The organism is Pelagerythrobacter aerophilus, from assembly GCF_003581645.1.
Lineage (GTDB): Bacteria > Pseudomonadota > Alphaproteobacteria > Sphingomonadales > Sphingomonadaceae > Pelagerythrobacter > Pelagerythrobacter aerophilus.
Genome location: NZ_QXFK01000018.1, coordinates 273,571 through 291,993 on the forward strand (window position 1 = coordinate 273,571; position 18,423 = coordinate 291,993).

Annotated in this window: 19 protein-coding genes; 11 read left to right on the forward strand and 8 right to left on the reverse strand. The window is 66.5% G+C overall.

Annotated features, from left to right (window positions below; genetic code table 11):
- Window positions 1–13: 13 nt before the first annotated feature.
- On the reverse strand, window positions 14–193 hold the full coding sequence (locus tag D2V04_RS12070) for a YdcH family protein (RefSeq protein ID WP_407672100.1): 180 nt from the start codon (window positions 191–193) through the stop codon (window positions 14–16).
- A 137-nt stretch (window positions 194–330) separates the two neighbouring features.
- On the opposite strand from D2V04_RS12070, the gene D2V04_RS12075 reads away from it, so the two are divergent.
- Together D2V04_RS12075 and D2V04_RS12080 are read left to right on the forward strand one after the other, a co-directional pair.
- Window positions 331–528, forward strand: a complete 198-nt coding sequence (locus D2V04_RS12075; RefSeq protein ID WP_119513928.1) for a YdcH family protein — start codon at window positions 331–333, stop codon at window positions 526–528.
- Window positions 529–664: 136 nt separating this feature from the next.
- Complete coding sequence (locus D2V04_RS12080; protein WP_119513929.1) at window positions 665–1,126, forward strand: DUF1465 family protein; 462 nt, start codon at window positions 665–667, stop codon at window positions 1,124–1,126.
- Here the strand turns inward: D2V04_RS12080 and D2V04_RS12085 are convergent.
- Window positions 1,123–2,592 (reverse strand): glycerol kinase, encoded by a 1,470-nt coding sequence (locus D2V04_RS12085; RefSeq protein ID WP_119513930.1) that lies wholly within the window; start codon window positions 2,590–2,592, stop codon window positions 1,123–1,125. The genes D2V04_RS12080 and D2V04_RS12085 overlap by 4 nt on opposite strands.
- Before the next feature lie 110 nt (window positions 2,593–2,702).
- Here D2V04_RS12085 and D2V04_RS12090 point away from each other — a divergent pair, with 110 nt between their 5' ends.
- From D2V04_RS12090 to D2V04_RS12100, 3 genes are all read left to right on the forward strand, one after another.
- Window positions 2,703–3,575, forward strand: a complete 873-nt coding sequence (locus D2V04_RS12090) for an MBL fold metallo-hydrolase (RefSeq protein WP_119513931.1) — start codon at window positions 2,703–2,705, stop codon at window positions 3,573–3,575.
- Complete coding sequence (locus D2V04_RS12095) at window positions 3,572–4,237, forward strand: DUF4230 domain-containing protein (RefSeq protein WP_228766411.1); 666 nt, start codon at window positions 3,572–3,574, stop codon at window positions 4,235–4,237. The genes D2V04_RS12090 and D2V04_RS12095 overlap by 4 nt, the downstream gene beginning before the upstream one ends.
- A 73-nt stretch (window positions 4,238–4,310) precedes the next feature.
- Entirely contained in the window at window positions 4,311–5,066 is a 756-nt protein-coding gene (locus tag D2V04_RS12100) for a hypothetical protein (RefSeq protein ID WP_119513933.1), read from the forward strand.
- 6 nt (window positions 5,067–5,072) lie between these two features.
- Here D2V04_RS12100 and D2V04_RS12105 read toward each other — a convergent pair whose 3' ends face one another.
- Entirely contained in the window at window positions 5,073–7,061 is a 1,989-nt protein-coding gene (locus D2V04_RS12105) for a BCCT family transporter (protein WP_228766412.1), read from the reverse strand.
- A 127-nt stretch (window positions 7,062–7,188) separates the two neighbouring features.
- Between D2V04_RS12105 and nadA the strand changes: the two genes are divergently transcribed.
- The 3 genes from nadA (at window position 7,189) to D2V04_RS12120 (ending at window position 11,822) form a co-directional block, all read left to right on the forward strand.
- A complete protein-coding gene (gene nadA / locus D2V04_RS12110) occupies window positions 7,189–8,175 on the forward strand; it encodes a quinolinate synthase NadA (protein WP_119513935.1) in 987 nt (328 codons plus the stop codon).
- A gap of 154 nt (window positions 8,176–8,329) precedes the next feature.
- The gene (locus D2V04_RS12115; RefSeq protein ID WP_119514270.1) at window positions 8,330–10,450 is read left to right on the forward strand and encodes a prolyl oligopeptidase family serine peptidase; all 2,121 of its coding nucleotides are present in this window, start codon (window positions 8,330–8,332) and stop codon (window positions 10,448–10,450) included.
- Window positions 10,451–10,490: 40 nt separating this feature from the next.
- A complete protein-coding gene (locus D2V04_RS12120; RefSeq protein ID WP_119513936.1) occupies window positions 10,491–11,822 on the forward strand; it encodes a DUF2254 domain-containing protein in 1,332 nt (443 codons plus the stop codon).
- Here D2V04_RS12120 and D2V04_RS12125 read toward each other — a convergent pair.
- A complete protein-coding gene (locus D2V04_RS12125; RefSeq protein WP_119513937.1) occupies window positions 11,819–12,742 on the reverse strand; it encodes a DMT family transporter in 924 nt (307 codons plus the stop codon). The two genes, D2V04_RS12120 and D2V04_RS12125, sit on opposite strands and share 4 nt — an antisense overlap.
- A gap of 54 nt (window positions 12,743–12,796) precedes the next feature.
- Between D2V04_RS12125 and D2V04_RS12130 the strand changes: the two genes are divergently transcribed.
- Window positions 12,797–13,903, forward strand: a complete 1,107-nt coding sequence (locus D2V04_RS12130; RefSeq protein ID WP_119513938.1) for an alkene reductase — start codon at window positions 12,797–12,799, stop codon at window positions 13,901–13,903.
- 66 nt (window positions 13,904–13,969) lie between these two features.
- Here the strand turns inward: D2V04_RS12130 and D2V04_RS12135 are convergent, their stop codons facing one another.
- Window positions 13,970–14,332 carry a hypothetical protein gene (locus tag D2V04_RS12135; protein ID WP_119513939.1) on the reverse strand — a complete coding sequence of 121 codons (363 nt, stop codon included), beginning with the start codon at window positions 14,330–14,332 and terminating at the stop codon, window positions 13,970–13,972.
- Complete coding sequence (lipB, locus tag D2V04_RS12140; RefSeq protein WP_119513940.1) at window positions 14,329–15,000, reverse strand: lipoyl(octanoyl) transferase LipB; 672 nt, start codon at window positions 14,998–15,000, stop codon at window positions 14,329–14,331. The genes D2V04_RS12135 and lipB overlap by 4 nt, the downstream gene beginning before the upstream one ends.
- A 67-nt stretch (window positions 15,001–15,067) precedes the next feature.
- On the opposite strand from lipB, the gene D2V04_RS12145 reads away from it, so the two are divergent.
- Window positions 15,068–15,883, forward strand: coding sequence for a glycerophosphoryl diester phosphodiesterase membrane domain-containing protein (locus D2V04_RS12145; RefSeq protein ID WP_119513941.1), 816 nt, complete (start codon window positions 15,068–15,070; stop codon window positions 15,881–15,883).
- A gap of 25 nt (window positions 15,884–15,908) precedes the next feature.
- On the opposite strand, the gene D2V04_RS12150 is transcribed toward D2V04_RS12145, so the two are convergent.
- The gene (locus D2V04_RS12150) at window positions 15,909–16,535 is read right to left on the reverse strand and encodes a class I SAM-dependent methyltransferase (RefSeq protein WP_119513942.1); all 627 of its coding nucleotides are present in this window, start codon (window positions 16,533–16,535) and stop codon (window positions 15,909–15,911) included.
- Between the two features lie 101 nt (window positions 16,536–16,636).
- On the opposite strand from D2V04_RS12150, the gene D2V04_RS12155 reads away from it, so the two are divergent.
- Window positions 16,637–18,007 (forward strand): MFS transporter, encoded by a 1,371-nt coding sequence (locus tag D2V04_RS12155; protein ID WP_119514271.1) that lies wholly within the window; start codon window positions 16,637–16,639, stop codon window positions 18,005–18,007.
- Here D2V04_RS12155 and arsC read toward each other — a convergent pair.
- Complete coding sequence (gene arsC / locus D2V04_RS12160; RefSeq protein WP_119513943.1) at window positions 18,004–18,348, reverse strand: arsenate reductase (glutaredoxin); 345 nt, start codon at window positions 18,346–18,348, stop codon at window positions 18,004–18,006. The two genes, D2V04_RS12155 and arsC, sit on opposite strands and share 4 nt — an antisense overlap.
- Window positions 18,349–18,423 lie beyond the last annotated feature (75 nt).

Here is an 18,423-nt window from a genome sequence, read left to right on the forward strand (position 1 = left end):
CCGGCTTCCGGGGCTAGATTTCGGCGAGCTCTTCCTTGATCCGGAGCTTCTGTCGCTTGATTGCCTGGATCGCCGCCGCGTCGGGTGAGGGCCGGTTCATCTCCTCGCGAAGTCTGCTTTCGAGACCGGCATGCTTGTTCTGTAGTGCGCTGGCGTGGGACGATACCATCGGGCTCTCCTTGGTTGCAGCCATGGAGCGACTCGCCCTTCGCGGGCGAGCCGCGCAAGTGATATAGAACCACAACCGGAGGCGCTTGCGAAGGCCCGAGATTGCGCATTTCGACGGGACCGGGCAGAGGCACGTCGAACCGCAGAGGGGAGCAGGCTCAGGTGAACGAGCAGGAACTGCGCAAGCGATTGGCAACGCTGAGGATCGAGCATCGCGACCTCGACGCGGCGATCGATGCCCTGCGCGCTTCGGGCTCGGCGGATCAGTTGCAGATCGCGCGTCTGAAGAAGCGGAAGCTGAAGCTGCGGGATCAGATCGCGGCGATCGAGGACGAATTGCTGCCCGATATCATCGCCTGATTTCCGCATGGCGTGGGCGGGCTGCGATTTTCGCTACAATCCCCTCATCCCGCCACGACACAATTGTTATCAAAATGGGAAAACCCCAACGGCGCGACTGGCGGGGCGACTCCGTCTGGGATAGCGCTCTTCGGGTATGGGCACTCCCACCGACATCAGTCAGACGATTATCGAATCGCTCTATTGCGAGGCCCTGATCCTTGCCGACGACGTGCGCGCCACGTTCGACCTCTCCCAGCACAACATCCCGACGGGCGAGGGCGACTTCGCCCGCATCGCACTGTCGGTCGAAGGGCTGCGCACGACCACGCGGGTGATGCACGTCCTCGCCTGGCTGCTGAACCGGCGGGCGTTCTTCAACGGCGAGATGACCGAATTCCAGCTCCGCCGCCACGGGAGACTGCCGGAGGATCGGCCCGCCGACCCCGACAACCTGTCGTGGCTCGATCCGCATATCCGCGACCTGATCCGCGCGAGCGGGAAGCTCCATGCGCGGATCGCCCGGCTCGATCGGGCGTGGAACGACGGATTCGAGATGTCCCCCCCGGCGATCCTCCGGCTGCACGAGCGGCTCGGACACCGGATGGGCGAGATCTAGACCGCTGCCAGCGCCTTGCGCCAGCGCGCGAGGCGCTCGTCGCGCGTACTCGCGGCCATCTCCGGTTCGAAACGGCGGACTTTGCCGCGCATCGCCCGCGCCGCATCCTCGAGACTCGCGTGAGTGCCAACGCCGACCGCGGCGAGCATCGCTGCGCCGAGTGCGGTGGTCTCGACGAAATCGGGCCGCTCGACGATGACACTCAGCATGTCGGCGAGATCTTGTGCCATCCAGTCGTTCGCGCTCATCCCGCCGTCGATGCGCAGCGTCTGCCAGGCGGCACCGTCGGCCGCGAAGGCTTCCGCGAGATCGTGCGTCTGGTGCGCCATTGCCTCCAGCGCGGCGCGCGCGATCTGCGCCCGGCCGCTGGCGAAGCTCAGCCCTGCGATGACGCCGCGTGCATCCGCCTGCCAGTGCGGCGCTCCGAGGCCGGAAAGCGCCGGCACGATCGTCACGCCGCCACTGTCGGGGATCGAGCGGGCGAGCGCTTCGGTCTCCGCGGCGGCGCTGATCAGTCCCAGCGAATCCCGGAGCCACTGGACCAGACTGCCGGCGACGAACACCGAACCTTCCAGCGCGTAGCGTCGCACGCCCTCGCGCTGGGTCAGGACAGTGCCGAGCAGCCGGTGTTCCGAGCGGGGAAGCACATCCCCCTGGTTGGTCAGCACGAATGCGCCGGTGCCATAGGTCGCCTTGGTTTCCCCTGGCGAGAGGCAGCCCTGCCCGACGGTTGCCGCTTGCTGGTCGCCCGCGAGCCCGCAGACCGGGATCGCACGCCCGAATACCTCGGCATTCGTTTCCGCAAGCGTCCCGTGCGTGTCGACGACGTGCGCGAGCGCAGTGTGCGGCACGCCGATGAGATCGCACAGACCCGCATCGAACTGCGCCCCGTCGAGCGGCAGGAGAAGCGTGCGACTGGCATTGCTCGCATCGCTGACGAAGGTGCCGCCCGAGAGCTTGAACACCAGCCAGCTCTCGACCGTGCCCAGCGCCAGCGCCTTGCGCTCGGCTGCGGCACGCACAGCGGCGTCGTTGTCCATCAGCCAGCGCATCTTGGTGCCGGAGAAGTAGGGATCGAGCACGAGCCCGGTGCGGCGCTGAATCTCCGCTTCGTGTACAACCTCGCGGAGCTTGCCGCAAACGTCCGCCGTGCGCCGGTCCTGCCACACGATCGCGCGGGTGAGCGGTTCGCCCGTGTTGCGGTCCCATGCGACCACAGTTTCGCGCTGATTGGTGATGCCGATTGCCGCGACCGCCTCCGCGCCGCCTGCTTTCTCCACCACCTCCCGCGCGCAGGCGAGCGTGCGTTGCCATATCTCGCCCGGATCGTGCTCGACCCAGCCGGGTCGCGGATAGTGCTGCGTCAGCGCCCGCTGCGCGACATGATGCAGCACACCATCCGCTCCGAACAGCATCGCGCGGGTCGAGGTCGTGCCGGCGTCGAGGACGAGGATGCGTTCTCCCATCGAGGCATCCTAACCACTTTCATCATTGCAGCGAAAGCCGGGATCGCGCGGCATGCCGACCAGCGAGGCCCAAACTCGACACGCCCCGTCTCCGCCCCCATATGGAGCCCATGGCAGGTCCCCCTCCCAAGCCGTGGCCGACCGGGCTGGTCGAGCGCCCCGAACCGCTGGTGCGCCGCGTGCTCGCGCCCAATCCATCGCCCTACACATATACCGGCACGCAGACGTATATCGTCGGCGAGAGCGATGCAGTGGCGGTGATCGACCCCGGGCCGGCCGATCCGGCGCATATCGACGCGATCCTCGCGGCCGTCGGCGATGCGAAAGTCGCGGCGATCATGTGCACGCACACCCACCGCGACCATTCGCCCGCTGCGCGCCCGCTCGCCGAACGCACCGGCGCTCCGATCGTCGGCTGCGCCCCGCTGGTGCTCGACGACAGCGGGCCGCGGGCCGACGCCAGCTTCGACCGCGACTACGCGCCCGACCGGGTAATGGAGGACGGCGAGGCGATGACCGGCCCAGGCTGGACCTTACGCGCGGTCCACACGCCGGGTCACACCTCCAACCACCTGTGCTTCGCCCTCGAGGAAAGCGGAGCGCTGTTCACGGGCGATCATGTGATGGGCTGGTCCACCAGCGTCGTCGTCCCCCCCGACGGCGACATGGGCGCCTACATGAAGAGCCTCGACAAGCTCTACGAGCGCGACGACCGCGTCTATTACCCCGCGCACGGCGCGCCGGTCGAGAAGCCGCGTCAGCTCGTGCGCGGAATGATCGGCCATCGCCGCCAGCGCGAGAATCAAATCCTGCGCCTGCTCGGCGAAGCGCCGCATCCCGCGGCCGATCTCGTGCCCCGGATGTACAAGGGCCTCGACCCGCGGCTTGCCGGTGCGGCGGAGATGAGCGTGACCGCACATCTCCTCGATCTGGAACGCCGCGGCCTAGTCAGCCGTTCGGCGGACATATGGCAAACCCTTTGAAAACGAAGCGCCGCGAGGACCTCGGGCCGGAAGTCCGACGCGAGCGTCCGCTGGCACTGGTGCAGGCCGTACCGTGGCTGATCGTGATCGTCCTCCTCGCCCTCGCCGCCTGGCTCGGCTGGCGCGCGTTCGTCTATCAGGAAGAGGGCGATCCGGTCGGCAGCGCGATGCTTGCGTTCGAAAAACAGAATTCGCTGACCGTGTTCTCCTCGCGCTTCGAAGTCATCGCGGAGAGTGAGGACACGCGCGGCGTGCTCGGCGTGCCGGTTCTGCGTTCGCGCCAGGCCATGATCATTCCGGCCACGGTGGAATACCGCGTCGACCTCTCGCAGGTCGGGCGCGAGCGGATCGACTGGAATGCGGAGACGCAGCAGCTCACCGTGCGCCTGCCGCAACTTCAGACCACGCGCCCGAACCTCGACGAGGCGCAGGCGCGCGTATTCCAGGACGGCGTATTCATCACCCGCGACGCCTCCCGCGACCTCAGCCAGAACAACTCGCGCCAGGCCGAACGCAAGGCCAGCGCCTTCGCGAAGAACCCCGAAGTCCTCGCCCTCGCCCGCACCGCCGCGAAGGAGGCCGTGCGCCAGAACCTCGCCATCCCGCTGCAGATCGCCGGCTATGACCGCGCGACCGTGCAGGTCACGTTCGAAGGCGAGTAGCACCTCCCAAGTATCGCTTCCGCCAAAGGCCGAACTGCAATATAAGCGGCGTGCAATTGGGGGGAGGTCGATCATGGCGACCGTTTCCGATTCCGTTCCAGATACGATTGTTCATTCGGCGCCGCGGTCCCACGATTTCATTGGCGACCAACGCTTTTTTACCCGACTTGCCATCGGGCTTGCGTTGTTCATCGTCGCTGCTTTCGCCCAGTTCGCGCTCCGCGGCATAGTCGACTATCGCGCCGCACCTTTCTGGGTCCACCTGCACGGCGGGCTCATGCTGGCGTGGCTGGCACTGTTCACGACGCAAAACTGGCTGATCGAACGGCGCGCCATCGTGCAGCATCGCATGCTCGGCCGGGTAGGCGTAGTGCTGGCGCTGCTGGTCGCTCTCACCGCAAGCTTCACCGGCTATTGGGCGGTCGCCATGGAACGTCAGCCCCCCTTCTTTCCGCCCGCCTATTTCATCGCACTGACGCAGGTCACCGCAGTGTTCTACATGGCGCTGGTGTTCTGGGCCGTCAGCCTTCGGCGCAACACGCAATGGCATCGGCGGCTGATGTTCGCATCGCTAATCCTGATTCTCGAGCCGGCGCTGGGGCGAGTGCTGCCACTGCCGCTGATGATGCCGTGGGGCGAATGGGTCGTGCTGGTCGTTCAACTCGCGGTATTCCTCATCATCCTGCGGCACGATCGCAAGGCGCTCGGCCGCGTGCACGCCGCCACGTGGGCGGGCATCGCGACAGTGACCCTGCAGCATGTGGTGATCGAAGGCCTCGCCATCGCCCCGCCTTTCATCCGCTTTGCGGAAGCGATCGCCGCGCGCTGAGCGATCTCACGCCAGCCGCCGCGCCTGCCGGAAATGGGCGTAGCGGTTGAGCAGGTCGTGGATCACCTGCGCGCTCGTATAGCCGGTCACGTCGTGCGCATGCTCGCCTTCGGAGCTGTGCGCCATCGCGCGGTAGTGGCGCCGTTCCCGCTCGTGCGACTTGCGCGTTTCGGCCCAGACGAAGCTTGGGGAGAGAAACTCGCGGCTGCGGATGGTGTAGCGGAACACACCCCGCTCGCCATGCGGCACGGTGAGCTCGATCCGGCCCTCGGCGTCCGCGAGTTCTGGCGCGAGACCGTTCTCCCGCAATTCCGCCGCCACTTCCTCCAGCGCCGGACGCGCCGTGCCGGTCAGGAATCCGCCGATCTCGTCCTTGCCGAAAAACTGGGTGATGGAGGCGAGGCGCTGCTGCCAGCTCAGCTCCGGATCGGCCGGCGCGTCGGTCGGCTGGGAGAGGTCGGCAGCGGCGCCCACCGCTTCCATCTGCAGTGCGCGCAGAAGGCCGTAGCAGATGAAGACCAGAACCACCGCAAACGGCAGGGCGCTGGCGATCGCGGCCGTCTGCAGCGCCTCCAACCCGCCCGCGACCAGTAGGACCGCGGCGATGCCGCCGGCGCAGGCGGCCCAGAAGATGCGCTGCCAGACGGGCGGGTTCTCCGCGGCGCCGGACGTGATCATATCGATCACGAGCGCTCCCGAATCCGCCGACGTGACGAAGAAGGTTATCACCAGCAGCGTCGCGATCAGCGAGGTGATGGCCGACAGTGGCAGTTCGGAAAGCATCTCGAACAGCGCGACCGGCAAGTTGTCCTCCACGGTGGCGGCAATCGGCGCCGCACCGCTCATGTCGAGCCCCATGGCGGTATTGCCGAACACCGTCATCCACAAGCAGGTGAACAGCACCGGGACCAGCAGGACGCCCCCGACGAACTGACGGATGGTCCGCCCACGCGAGATCCGGGCGATGAACATGCCCACGAAGGGCGACCAGGCGATCCACCATCCCCAGTAGAACAGCGTCCAGTCGCCCAGCCACGGATTGGGCTCGTAAGCGTACATGCGGAAGGTCCGCTGAACGAACGCGCTGAGATAGGCGCCGACGTTCTGCACGAATGCCTCGAGCAGGAACACGGTCGATCCGGCGAAGAGCACGAAGAGCAGCAGCAGTACCGCGAGTATGATGTTGAGCTCCGACAGACGCTTCACGCCTCTATCGAGCCCGAGAAAGACCGACAGCGTCGCGAGTGCGGTGATCCCCGCGATCAGCAGGAGTTGCACCGCCGTATCGACCGGTACTCCGAACAGATAGCTGAAGCCGGCATTGACCTGCAGGACGCCTAGCCCGAGCGAAGTCGCGACGCCGAACATCGTGCCCAGCACCGCGAACGTGTCGATCGCGTGACCGATCGGGCCGTTGATCCGCCGTCCGATCAGCGGAAACAGCGCCGAACGGATCGTCAGCGGCAAGCCGCGGCGGAAAGAGAAGTAGGCCAGCGCCAGCCCGACCACGACATAGATGCCCCAGGCGTGAAAGCCCCAGTGGAAGAAGGTCAGCACCATCGCCTGCCGTGCTGCATCGACAGTTCCGCCCTCCCCAACCGGCGGGGAGGCATAGTGCTGTATCGGCTCGGCGACGCCGAAGAAGACCAGGCCGATCCCCATCCCGGCGCTGAACAGCATCGCGAACCACGAGAGGTGGCTGTATTCGGGTTCGCTTTCGTCCGGCCCCAGCTTGATGTCGCCGTAGCGGCTGATCATGAGGAATACGACGAAGATCAGGAAACCTGCGACCGATGCGATATAGAACCAGCCGAAATCGGCGACGATAACGTCTTGTACGTGGCCGAATAAAACGCCCGCACGATCGGCGAACACCGCTCCCAACAGCGCGAAGGCGAGGATCAGTGCCGCGGAAACGAAGAAGACCGGCGGATTGACCTTGATCCGCGCGCTTTGCCCCGCGCTTGCCGCTTCCTTCAGGACTGGATCGTTCACACGGCTCTCCCAACTACCTCCAGCGATCAACGCCTGCCCGCGCTGTCGATCGTCCTCGTTCCCCCAAGAATAACCCCGCGACATGAGCGCGGCCGCTTCCTATATGCCAACGCGACAGGAGATTGGCATGTCTATTGAACGCAATATCCCCGCTGGAACCGATCTGCTCGCGGAGATCGACCGCCTGCGCAAGGAGCGCAACGCTGTGATCCTGGCGCATTACTACCAGAAGCCCGACATTCAGGACCTCGCCGATTTCGTGGGCGATTCCCTCGAACTCTCGCGCAAGGCGGCCGAGACGGACGCCGACGTGATCGCGTTCTGCGGCGTGAAGTTCATGGCCGACACGGCCAAGATCCTCAGCCCCGACAAGATCGTCGTCCTGCCCGACATGGACGCCGGGTGCAGTCTGGAGGATTCCTGCCCGCCGGAGAAGTTCAAGGCTTTCCGGGAGGCGCACCCCGATCATATCGCGCTGACCTACATCAACTGCTCGACCGAAGTGAAAGCCCTGTCCGATGTGATCGTCACCAGTTCCTCGGCCGAAACGATCATCAGTCAGATCCCCGAGGATCAGCCGATCATCTTCGGCCCCGACCGGCACCTGGGCGGCTATCTCAGCCGCAAGTTCAACCGTGAGATGCTGCTCTGGCCCGGCGTGTGCATCGTGCACGAGGCTTTCAGCGAGACCGAGCTGTTGAAGCTCAAGGAACAGTATCCGAGCGCCCCCGTCGCCGCACATCCCGAGTGCCCGCCGACGATCATCGATCATGCGGACTACGTCGGCTCGACGAGCGGCATTCTCCAGTTCGCCAGCACGTTCGACGGCGACACGCTGATCGTCGCGACGGAACCGCACATCATCCACCAGATGGAAAAGGCGCTGCCGGAGAAGAATTTCATCGGCGCCCCCGGGGCGGACGGCAACTGCAGTTGCAACATCTGCCCCTATATGGCGCTCAACACGATGGAGAAGCTCTACGCCTGCCTGCGCGACCTCGAGCCGCGCATCGAGATCGAGGAAGGCCTGCGCCTCAAGGCCAAGCAGAGCCTCGACCGCATGCTGGAGATGGCCAGCGGTACGATCGGTAAGGGCGATTTGGGCAGGGTTTAGCTCTCCCTCAAATCTGCGTCCGCCGGCCTCCTCCGTCCGTCGTCCCTGCGAGGGGCAACGGGTCGGTGCGCGCGCGTAACAGTCCGATCGCACCGTACCCCTTTGATCGGGCGGCGAAATGGCTATGGTCCGGCACGTCCACAAAGAGGTGCCAATGCTGCTGAACCGCAAGACCGCTTTCGCTCTCGCCTTCCTCTCGCTGCCCGCCGCACTCGTCGCGCAGGATGCGGTATCGGAAGATCCCTACATCTGGCTCGAGGAAATCCAGGGCGAGCGCGCGCTCCAGCAGGTCGAGGAGTGGAATGCGGAGACCGAGGCGAAGCTGACCGGCGAGCCCGAATATGCGATCGCCAAGGCCTGGGCACGGCAGATCCTCGACGATGAGCGGCAGATCGCGATGCCCACCGCCATCCAGGGCGATCAGGTCACCAACCTCTGGCGCGACAAGGACAACCCTCGCGGCCTGTGGCGCATCGCCCCCCTCGACAGCTATCTCGCCGGTGCGCCCGAATGGCGCGTGCTGATCGATGTCGACGCGCTCGGCAAGCAGGAGGGTGAAAGCTGGGTCTGGCACGGCGCCAACTGCCTCGCGCCCGAATATACCCGCTGCCTCGTCTCGCTCAGCCCCGGCGGCACCGACGCCGACGTGGTGCGCGAGTTCGACATCACGACCGGCGCCTTCGTCGAGGGCGGCTTCACCTTGCCCGCCGCGAAGTCGAACGTCGCCTGGTTCGACGCCGACACACTGATGGTCGGCACCGAATACGGCGCCGGCAGCATGACGGATTCAGGCTATCCGCGGCAAATCCGCCTGTGGAAGCGGGGAACCGATCTCGCCGAGGCACCGCAACTGGTCGAAGCCGAGCAGGAAGCGGTGAGCGCCGGCGCGTTCTCGATCCTTGATGGTGAGACCCGCTGGCGTTTCGTCAATGTTTCGCCCAGTTTCTGGACCAACCGCGTCAGCCTCGTGCGCGAAGATGGCTCCACCGTAGCCCTGCCGTTGCCTGAGGACGCCGATTTTCAGGACGTGCTCGGCGGCCGGGTGATCGCCAAGCTCAATGCCCCGCTCAAGCAGGACGGCACGACCTTCGCCGCCGGCTCGCTGGTCTCATGGCCCCTCACGGAGATCGCCGCCGGAGGCGAAGCCGCACCTTCGCTGGTCTTTGCGCCGAGCACCTCGCAGGCGCTGGAGGAAGTCGCCGCGTCGGAAGGCAAGCTGTGGATCAAACTGCTCGACGACGTCTCGGGCAAGCTCGTGGCGCTGACACCGGGGGCAAACGGCTGGACGGCCGAGGACATGGCGCTGCCCGATAATTCCACCCTCTCGCTCGCCGCAGTAAGCGGCAACGGCGATCTGGCACTCGTGACGGTCGAGGGCATGCTGACCCCGCCCACGCTCTACGCCGCCACACCGGGCGCCGAACCGCGCGTCGTCGATTCGATGCCCGCGCAGTTCGATGCCGCGAAATTCGCGGTCGAGCAGCGCTTCGCCACTTCCAAGGACGGCACCAAGGTCCCCTACTACATCGTCCGCCCGAAGGACGCCGAGGGACCGCTACCGACGTTGATGCACGCCTACGGCGGCTTTCGCGCGGCGCAGACGCCGAAGTATCTCACCGCCGAGCCCTACCGCAGCGGCCCGCTGGCGCTGTTCTGGCTCGAGGAAGGCCACGCTTATGTTCTCGCCAATATCCGCGGCGGTGGCGAATACGGACCGCGCTGGCACGAGGATGCCCTGCGCGAGAAGCGACAGAACAGCTTCGACGATCTTCATGCGGTGGCCGAGGATCTGATCGCGAACGACCTTGCCGTAGCGGACGGGATCGGCATCTCGGGCCGTTCCAACGGCGGCGTGCTCGTCGGCGCCGCGGCGAACCAGCGGCCGGACCTCCATGCCGCCGTCATCTCCGGCTCACCGCTCGACGACATGAAGCGGTACAACAAGCTGCTCGCCGGCGCCTCGTGGATGGGCGAATACGGCAACCCCGACGTGCCCGAGGACTGGGCCTTCATGAAGGAATGGTCGCCCTACCAGAACCTGCGCGCGGTCGAGGGCTATCCGGCGACGTTCTACTACAGCTCGACTCTCGACGATCGGGTCCACCCCGGCCATGCGCGCAAGATGGCCGCGAAGCACGAGGCGCTGGGGCAGACCTTCTACTTCCACGAATACCGCGAAGGTGGCCATTCGGTGGGGGCGGACCATGCCGAGGATGCGAAGCGCGCCGCACTGCTGCTGACCTTCCTCAATCGCGAGCTGGCGAAGATCGACTGAGCGTGCGGCGACCGATCGCCCACTTGAGCGTTGACCCCGCATGACCGCGGATCTCAGATGGCTGCTCGCGCGGCTCGGGGCAAATTACTGGTTCTATCCAGCGTTGTTCTCGATTGCTGCGGCCGCGCTGGCATTCTTCCTGGTCTATCTCGACCGGATCGGCGCGGCCGAGTTCCTCAGCCAGGTGGAGACGATCGTACCGGCCCGGCCCAACGGCGCGGCCAACATGCTGACCGTGATGGCCGGATCGATGATCGGCGTCGCCTCGACCGTGTTTTCGATCACCATCGCCGCGGTCGCTTACGCCAGCGGGACATACGGTCCGCGGCTACTGACGAATTTCCTGGAGGATCGCGGCAACCAGTTAAGCCTCGCCACGTTCATCGGAACCTTCGTTTACGCGCTCACCGTGCTGCGGACCGTGCGTGCGGAAGACGAAGTGCCCGCCACGGCCGAAGGGGCTATTGCCACCACGCTTCCCGGCTTCGTGCCGCAGCTATCGCTGCTGGTCGCTTATCTGCTGATGGCGCTGTCGGTGGCGGTGCTCGTCTACTTTCTCAACCACATCCCTTCCAGCATCCGCATCAACAGCGTGCTGCACGGCATCGGCAAGCGCTTACTCGCCGATATCGAGGACAATTACCCGTGTGATCAGAACGCCGGCGAAGAGGCAGAGGCACCGCTTGGTACGCCCGTGCCGAGCGAGTACACGGGCTATGTCCAGATGATCGACTACGATGAACTGGCGACGCTTGCGGCGAAGGCTGACTGCACGATTGCGCTGGAGGTGCGGACCGGCGACTTCGTTCACCCCGGAATGGCGCTGGTTCGGGTGTGCGAGGGTGAACCTGACGAGGCATTCGAAGCTGCTGCGGCAAACGCCTTCTCGTTCGGTGCCACGCGCACGGCGGAGCAGGATCCGCAGTTCCTGATCGATGAGCTGGTCGAGATCGCGCTCCGCGCGCTATCGCCGGCGATCAACGACCCCTTCACCGCGATCAACGCGCTCCACTGGCTCGGCGCTGCCACTGCAGAGCTGGGACGGCGCGACCTGCGGCGGCGATGGGAAGACCACCCCGAACACCCACGCGTGCACCCCTTGCCGGAAACATTCGGCCACTTCCTGCACCGCGGATTCGGTGCCGTCCGCAGCGCTGTCGCCACCAGTCCTGTTGCCGCGCTGGTGATGTTCGACGTCCTGCGCGCCGCCGCAGCGCCGATAACCGATCGGGCGCGAATCCTCATGCTGCGCGAGGAAGGCGCACGGCTCTACGAACAGGCGCAGCTCGCTATCGGAGGGCCCGACATGCGCGACGTCGCAGACCGGTACAGCAGCTTCCTGCGCGCCTTCCCCGACCTGCCGGCGCGTTAGCGTTCCGGTGGCACGGCGCGTGCGGCGCGCGGCTCCGCCAGCTTGGCGATCACGAGCGCGCAGGCGACAAGCGCCATGCCGGCGATGTCCGGCAGGGCGAGCGTTTCGCCGAACGCTAGCCAGCCGATCGCGGCGGCAATGGCCGGCTGAGTCAGCAGCGCGACCCCGATCACCAGCGGCGGAAAGTGCTTGAGCGAAAACACGAGCAGGCCCTGTCCGACGATCTGGCTCGAGATCGCAAGGCCCACCACAGGCCCCCATCCCGCCGCTCCCGGCCAGACCGGCTCGCCCAGCACCAGCGCCACCGCAAGCAATACGGGTGCCGCTGCGAGACCCACCAGCAGCAGCACGGTCCACTGCCCCAGCCCCGCCCGTGCGCGCTGCGCAGGCAGCAGGTAGAACGCGTAGAACACGCCGGCGAGCAGGCAGAACAGGTCGCCCACCAGAGTCACCGTCGAAACCTCGAAGCTCTGTCCCATGAGGATCGCGGCGCCACCCAGCGCGGCAGCAAGTGCGAGCACTTCGCGCACACCGGGCATGCGGCGAAGTGCCAACAGCCCCCAAACCATCAGGATCACGCTGCCCGAATTGCCGAACAGCGTCGCATTCGCGAGCCGCGTGCGTTCGATTCCCACATGCCAGCTCGCCAGATCGAAGGCGAAGAACAGCCCCGCCAGGGCGACCAAGAACCCGAGCCGCCAATCGAGCGGTCTTGGCGAACGCGCGCGCCAGGCGAGCAGTGCGATGACGGGCAGAGCGACGACCATGCGCCAGAACCCGGCGGCGACCGGGCCCGTGTCAGCCATGCGCACGAACCACGGGCCGAAGGCGAGGGCGACGTTGCCACCGACGAGCGCGGCGAAGTGCCAGGCGCCGGCCTGATAGTTTTTCTGGCCCTCCGGTTCGGTTGTGATCGCCATGGCCGGCCCCTAGCTCCAAACACAGAAAGCGACAGCAAAAAGGATGTGTCCCGAATGCACGAGAATCTGTTCGAACCGCTGACCATGGGCGCTCTCGAGGCGAAGAACCGCATTTTCATGGCGCCGCTGACGCGCGGCCGCGCGACTCTTCCGGGCGTGGTGCCGAACGAGATGATGACGACCTACTATCGCCAGCGCGCCGGCGCGGGGCTCATCATCAGCGAGGCGACCGGGATCAGCGTCGAAGGGTCGGGCTGGCCGGGAGCGCCGGGCATCTGGAGCGAGGAGCAGATCGACGGCTGGAAACCCGTCACCGATGCCGTGCACCGCGAAGGCGGGCTGATCGTGCTCCAGCTCTGGCACATGGGCCGGCTGGTTCATCCCGATTTCCTCGACGGCGCACCGCCTGTCTCCTCCAGCGCGACGACCGCGCCGGGCCACGCGCACACCTACGAAGGACGCAAGGACTACGAACCGGCCCGCGCGCTGAGCATCGAGGACATCGCGCGGGTGGTCGAGGACTATCGCAAGGCGGCGGAGAACGCGAAGAAGGCCGGGTTCGATGGCGTCCAGCTTCATGGCGCGAATGGCTATCTGATCGACCAGTTCCTGCGCGATTCGACCAACCTGCGCGACGACAAGTACGGCGGCTCGCCGGAAAACCGCGCGCGCCTGCTGCGCGAGGTGCTGACGGCATTGATCGACGTCTGGGGGGCAGACCGCGTCGGTCTGCGCCTTTCACCCAACGGCGAAACGCAAGGCTGCGACGACAGCGACCCCGCGGCGACCTTCGGTGCGGCGGCCAGGGTGGTGCAGGATCTCGGCATTGCCTTTCTCGAACTGCGCGAACCGGGGCCCGAGGGCACCTTCGGCAGCACCGAGGTGCCCAAGCAGAGCCCGCTGATCCGCAGCATCTATTCGGGACCGCTGATCCTCAACTCCGACTATGACGCTGTGCAGGCCGCAGCGGACCTGGAGGCAGGCCGCGCCGACGCCATCAGCTTCGGCCGTCCGTTCATCTCGAATCCCGATCTGCCCGAACGCATCCGCACTGGCGCCGATCTCGCGCCGAACAAGGGCGTGCCGCAAAGCTGGTACGGGCGCGGGCCCGAAGGTTACATCGACTACCCGACGCTGATGGAGCAGAGCGCGGCGGCCTGAGACAGGGGGTCCGACGGTGAGGGAGGAGGACGGCAGCTTTCGCCAGGCGGCCGCCCTCCCCGGGCCCTAATCTCCCTCAGCCTCGGGCGTGGCCGGCGCCGGGGCGGGGTTGAGTTGAATCTGCGGAGGAGCATCGGCGTTTGCGTCCTCATCCGCGGCAGCGTCCTCTTCGTCCGAGTCCTGCGTGTCTGCCGCTTCGTCCGTATCCTCCTCCGCTGCATCGTCCCCGGCCGCGCCGTCGCCGGTCGGCTCGGTGCGCAGCGGGGGCGATTGCGAGCGGACGGTGTCGAGCGGCAGCATCTCGTCGCTGATCGTACCGCCGAGCACTTCGCCTTCGGCCGTGCCTTCGTCCGCACCATCGTCGGCGCCGCCGTCGCAGGCCGCGAGGAGCACCGCCAGTGCCGCCACCGCAATCGTCTTGTGCATCATGCCTTTACTCCGCAAGCACGCGCGAGCCCGTCGAGAAAGCCCCCGGCGCGCGCCTCCAATGCCTCATCCCATTCCTCCGGCGCAACCGTGACGCCGAGCCGCTGGAGGCTCGTTACTCCATATTCGGCGATACCGCAGGGCACGATCCCCGCGAAATGCGAGAGGTCGGGCGCGAGGTTGACCGCGAAGCCGTGCATGGTGACCCACCGGCGCACCCGCACGCCGATCGCACCGATCTTGGCTTCGCTACCGTCGATGTCGCGCGTCCAGATGCCGATCCGCCCTTCGGCGCGCCAGGCGTCGACGCCGAAGTCGGCCAGCGTGTCGATCACCCAGCCCTCTATCGCGTGGACGAAGCAGCGCACGTCCTTTCCCCGCCGGTTCAGGTCGAGCAGGACGTAGCCGATCCGCTGGCCCGGCCCATGGTAGGTGTAGCGCCCGCCCCGTCCCGCCTCGACCACCTCGAAGCGCGGGTCGAGCATCTCGTCGGCCGCAGCGCTCGTGCCGGCGGTATAGACCGGCGGATGCTCGAGCAGCCAGACGAGTTCCCCCGCCTCGCCCGCCGCGATCGCGCGATTACGCGCCTCCATTTCGACGAGCGCATCGCGGTAGGGCACGGGTGCGGCCTCGCGCCGCCATTCTATTGCTGACTGGGTATTGCCGGACATTGCCGATTGCGTGGCGCGCCCCGCCCGGCTTATCAAGGGCAAAGGCACCGCAACGAGGGGACATGCCATGAAATTCGACATGGGACGGGCGTGGAACGAAGCGACCGCAATGGTCGGCGCGAACAAGGAACTGCTCGCGGTGATCGCAGGAATCTTCATATTCCTGCCCAACCTCGCGCTGGCGCTGCTGGTGCCGGAGATGATGATCGGCCCGGCCGAGGTCAATCCGGAAGACCCGATGGCCGCCTTCCAGGCGTTCTACGCGGACAACGGCATATGGTTCTTGCTGCTGGGGATCATCCAGTCTGTCGGGACGCTATCGCTCCTGGCCCTGCTGCATGACCGCCGGCCGACTGTCGGCGAAGCGATCCGAACCGGGCTCGTCACGCTGATCCCCTATATCGCGGCGCAGATCCTTCTCGTTCTCGGCCTGTCGATCGTGCTCGGCGTGCCCGTCGGCGTCGCTGCCGCGCTGGGCGGCCCCGCCGCGGGCGTGCTCGTGGGCCTGCTGGCCTTCGTCGTATTTGCCTACGTGATGGTGAAGTTCTCGCTCGTTTCGCCGGAGATGGTGATCGGTGCCAATCTCAACCCGATCACGGCCCTGCGCAATTCGTGGCGCCTGACCAAGGGCAACAGCCTGCGACTGTTCGGGTTCTATCTGCTCCTGGGTATCGGCGTGATCGTGGTCGGGATCGTCATCAGCATGATCTCCGGCCTGTTCGTCGCCATGCTCGGCCAGAACACGGCGGGGCTGCTGGTCGGCGGTGCGCTCAGCGGGCTTATCGCCGCCATCTGGAGCGTGCTGATCGTGTGCGTGCTGGCAGCAGTCTACAAGCAACTCGCCGGGCCCTCGGCCGAGACGGTCAGCGAAGCCTTCGAATAACGAAGATCGGAAGTGGTGAGGCGGCTCAGGCCGCCTCGTCCTTCCAGCCCCAGAAGAGCTGGCACGGCAGCACGTTCCACAGTTCGAAGCCCTGCTCGATGCGGGCGAAGTGCTTGGCCATGAAGTCGCGCGCCTTGGCGCTGAACTGATAGACGAGGAACGCCCCGCCGGGCCGCAGCACCTCGTGCGTCGCCGCGGCGATGGCGGGGCCGACGCCGTCCGGCAGAGTCGAGAACGGCAGGCCGGAAAGCACGTAGTCGGCTTCCTCATGCCCGATCGCCCGGACGATCTCCTTCACGTCGGCAGCCGAACCGTGGACCGCGATGAAGCGGCCATCGGTGATCGTGCGCTTCAGGTAGTCGATGTAGAGCGGGTTGGTATCGATCACCAGCAGCTTGCCGTCACGCGGCAGCCGCTCGAGCACCGGGCGGCAGAAGGTGCCGACGCCCGGCCCGTATTCCACGAACAGCTTGCATTCGGCCCAGTTCACCGGCTCGAGCATCTTGCGGATCGTGAAGCGTGAGGAAGGAATGATCGAGCCGACCATGCGCGGATGTTCGATGAAGCCGCGGAAGAAAACGCCCCATTGCCCGAATAGACGAGCGGTACGATCGCGGAGCCGGGTGCGCGGTTCGACCGCCAATTCGTTCATTTGGGCCAAGAAATCCTGCCTCGTTCGCCGTTGCGCCGTTCGCGTTCGCAAATCCACGGGCGTATTGCAAGCGCTCCGCGGCGAGCCTAGCGATGGACACGATGGCTGACAGCGACCCTCGTCTTCCCATAATCGAAGCACCCGCCCCGCAGAGAATCTCGCGCGGGCGCATGGTTCTGCTGTTCCTCGTCATGCTGGTAACGGCAGCGGGGAATACGGCGATGCAGTCGGTCATGCCCTCGGTCGGAACGGCGCTGGGCGTGGCGGACGTGTGGATCAGCATCGCCTATACCTGGTCGGCGCTTCTGTGGGTCATCTGCGCGCCGATCTGGGCCCGCCGCTCCGACCGGCGCGGGCGCAAGGCGATGATGGCGATCGGCCTGATCGGCTTCATCGCATCGTTCGCGCTGTGCGGTCTCGTGCTGATGTTCGGCCTGGCCGGCGCCATCTCCGCCGCGACGACGCTGGTGTTCTTCGCTGCCGCGCGCAGCCTTTACGGCGGATTTGGCTCGGCCGCACCGCCGGCGGTCCAGGCCTATGTCGCAAGCCGCACACCGCGGGCCGAGCGGACCAAAGCCATGGCCCTGATCGCCTCCAGCTTCGGGCTCGGCACGGTGATCGGCCCGGCGCTGGCGCCGCTGCTGATCTTCCCGGCGACCGGCCTCGTCGGTCCGTTCTTCGCCTTCGCGCTGATCAGCCTGGCGGTGCTGGTCGCGCTGCGGCTGCGCCTGCCCAACGACGCGCCGACCTTCGCGGCCCGCGGCGATGTCGTGGCCGTTCCGTTCAGCGCGAACTCCAATCCGAATGTCTCGCGCGAAGAGGACGAGGAGGACGCACGCGGCACGCCCGGCCCCGGGGTGATCCCCGACCTTTCATGGCGCGACGCCCGGCTGAGGCCGTGGCTGGTCGCGGGGTTGCTTGGCGGGCATGCGCAGGCGGCGACGCTCGGCATCATCGGGTTCTTCATTCTCGACCGGCTGGGGCTGCGCGCCGATCCTTCGGCGGGCACCGGGCCGATCGGTCTGGTGCTGATGTGCGGTGCCATCGCCACGCTGCTCGCGCAGTGGGGCCTGATCCCGATGCTCAAGCTGGGCCCGCGCTCCTCCACGCTCTGGGGCATGGCGTTGGCCATCGTCGGAGTGATCGGATTCTCGGTGGCGCAGGACCTGCATTCGATCGCGCTCGGCTTCGCGGTCGCCTCGCTCGGCTTCGGGCTCTATCGCCCGGGCTTCACCGCCGGATCCTCGCTGGCAGTGACGCGCGACGAGCAGGGTCAGATCGGCGGTATCGTCGCTTCGGTCAACGGCGCCGCCTATGTCATCGCGCCGGCGGCGGGCGTATGGCTCTACGGCCATCACGAATGGATCGGTTTCGCCGCGATCTGCCTGCTATGCGCCGCAGTGTTCGTGTTCGGATGGCGCTCGCTCCAGGCCGACGACGTGCTCGAAGGCCGCGCCGGAGACGACGACTAGAGGATTTCCTCGATCCGCTCGGTCGGGCGGCACAGCCGCACGCCCTTCTCCGTCTCGACCAGCGGGCGTTCGATCAGCTTGGGGTCTGCGGCCATCGCATCGAGCACCGTGTCGTCCTCCGCCTCGGTCAGTCCCCGCTCCTTCGCATCGGTGCCCTGGGTGCGAACGCCCTCGCGGGGTGCGATCCCCGCATCGCGGTAGAGCTGGGCGAGCTTGTCGCGGCTCGGCGGATTCCTGAGGTATTCGACAACCTCCAGCTCGATGTCGTCACGCCCGCGCAGCGTCTCGAGCGCCGCGCGCGACTTGCTGCAGTTCGGGTTGTGCCAGATGGTTGCCTTCATCGTCGGTCTCCTTTGCAGGAGCGGTTAGCGCCGACCGGAAAATTTCGCGAGTCTTCCCGCGCCCGCGCGAAGGTG

Bases quoted from the DNA above. Each gene is read 5' to 3' on its own strand.
- D2V04_RS12070 (WP_407672100.1), bottom strand. From the start codon at position 193: ATGGCTGCAACCAAGGAGAGCCCGATGGTATCGTCCCACGCCAGCGCA.
- D2V04_RS12080 (WP_119513929.1), top strand. From the start codon at position 665: ATGGGCACTCCCACCGACATCAGTCAGACGATTATCGAATCGCTCTAT.
- D2V04_RS12085 (WP_119513930.1), bottom strand. From the start codon at position 2,592: ATGGGAGAACGCATCCTCGTCCTCGACGCCGGCACGACCTCGACCCGC.
- D2V04_RS12090 (WP_119513931.1), top strand. From the start codon at position 2,703: ATGGCAGGTCCCCCTCCCAAGCCGTGGCCGACCGGGCTGGTCGAGCGC.
- D2V04_RS12100 (WP_119513933.1), top strand. From the start codon at position 4,311: ATGGCGACCGTTTCCGATTCCGTTCCAGATACGATTGTTCATTCGGCG.
- nadA (WP_119513935.1), top strand. From the start codon at position 7,189: ATGTCTATTGAACGCAATATCCCCGCTGGAACCGATCTGCTCGCGGAG.
- D2V04_RS12115 (WP_119514270.1), top strand. From the start codon at position 8,330: ATGCTGCTGAACCGCAAGACCGCTTTCGCTCTCGCCTTCCTCTCGCTG.
- D2V04_RS12120 (WP_119513936.1), top strand. From the start codon at position 10,491: ATGACCGCGGATCTCAGATGGCTGCTCGCGCGGCTCGGGGCAAATTAC.
- D2V04_RS12125 (WP_119513937.1), bottom strand. From the start codon at position 12,742: ATGGCGATCACAACCGAACCGGAGGGCCAGAAAAACTATCAGGCCGGC.
- D2V04_RS12130 (WP_119513938.1), top strand. From the start codon at position 12,797: ATGCACGAGAATCTGTTCGAACCGCTGACCATGGGCGCTCTCGAGGCG.
- D2V04_RS12135 (WP_119513939.1), bottom strand. From the start codon at position 14,332: ATGATGCACAAGACGATTGCGGTGGCGGCACTGGCGGTGCTCCTCGCG.
- lipB (WP_119513940.1), bottom strand. From the start codon at position 15,000: ATGTCCGGCAATACCCAGTCAGCAATAGAATGGCGGCGCGAGGCCGCA.
- D2V04_RS12145 (WP_119513941.1), top strand. From the start codon at position 15,068: ATGAAATTCGACATGGGACGGGCGTGGAACGAAGCGACCGCAATGGTC.
- D2V04_RS12150 (WP_119513942.1), bottom strand. From the start codon at position 16,535: ATGAACGAATTGGCGGTCGAACCGCGCACCCGGCTCCGCGATCGTACC.
- D2V04_RS12155 (WP_119514271.1), top strand. From the start codon at position 16,637: ATGGCTGACAGCGACCCTCGTCTTCCCATAATCGAAGCACCCGCCCCG.
- arsC (WP_119513943.1), bottom strand. From the start codon at position 18,348: ATGAAGGCAACCATCTGGCACAACCCGAACTGCAGCAAGTCGCGCGCG.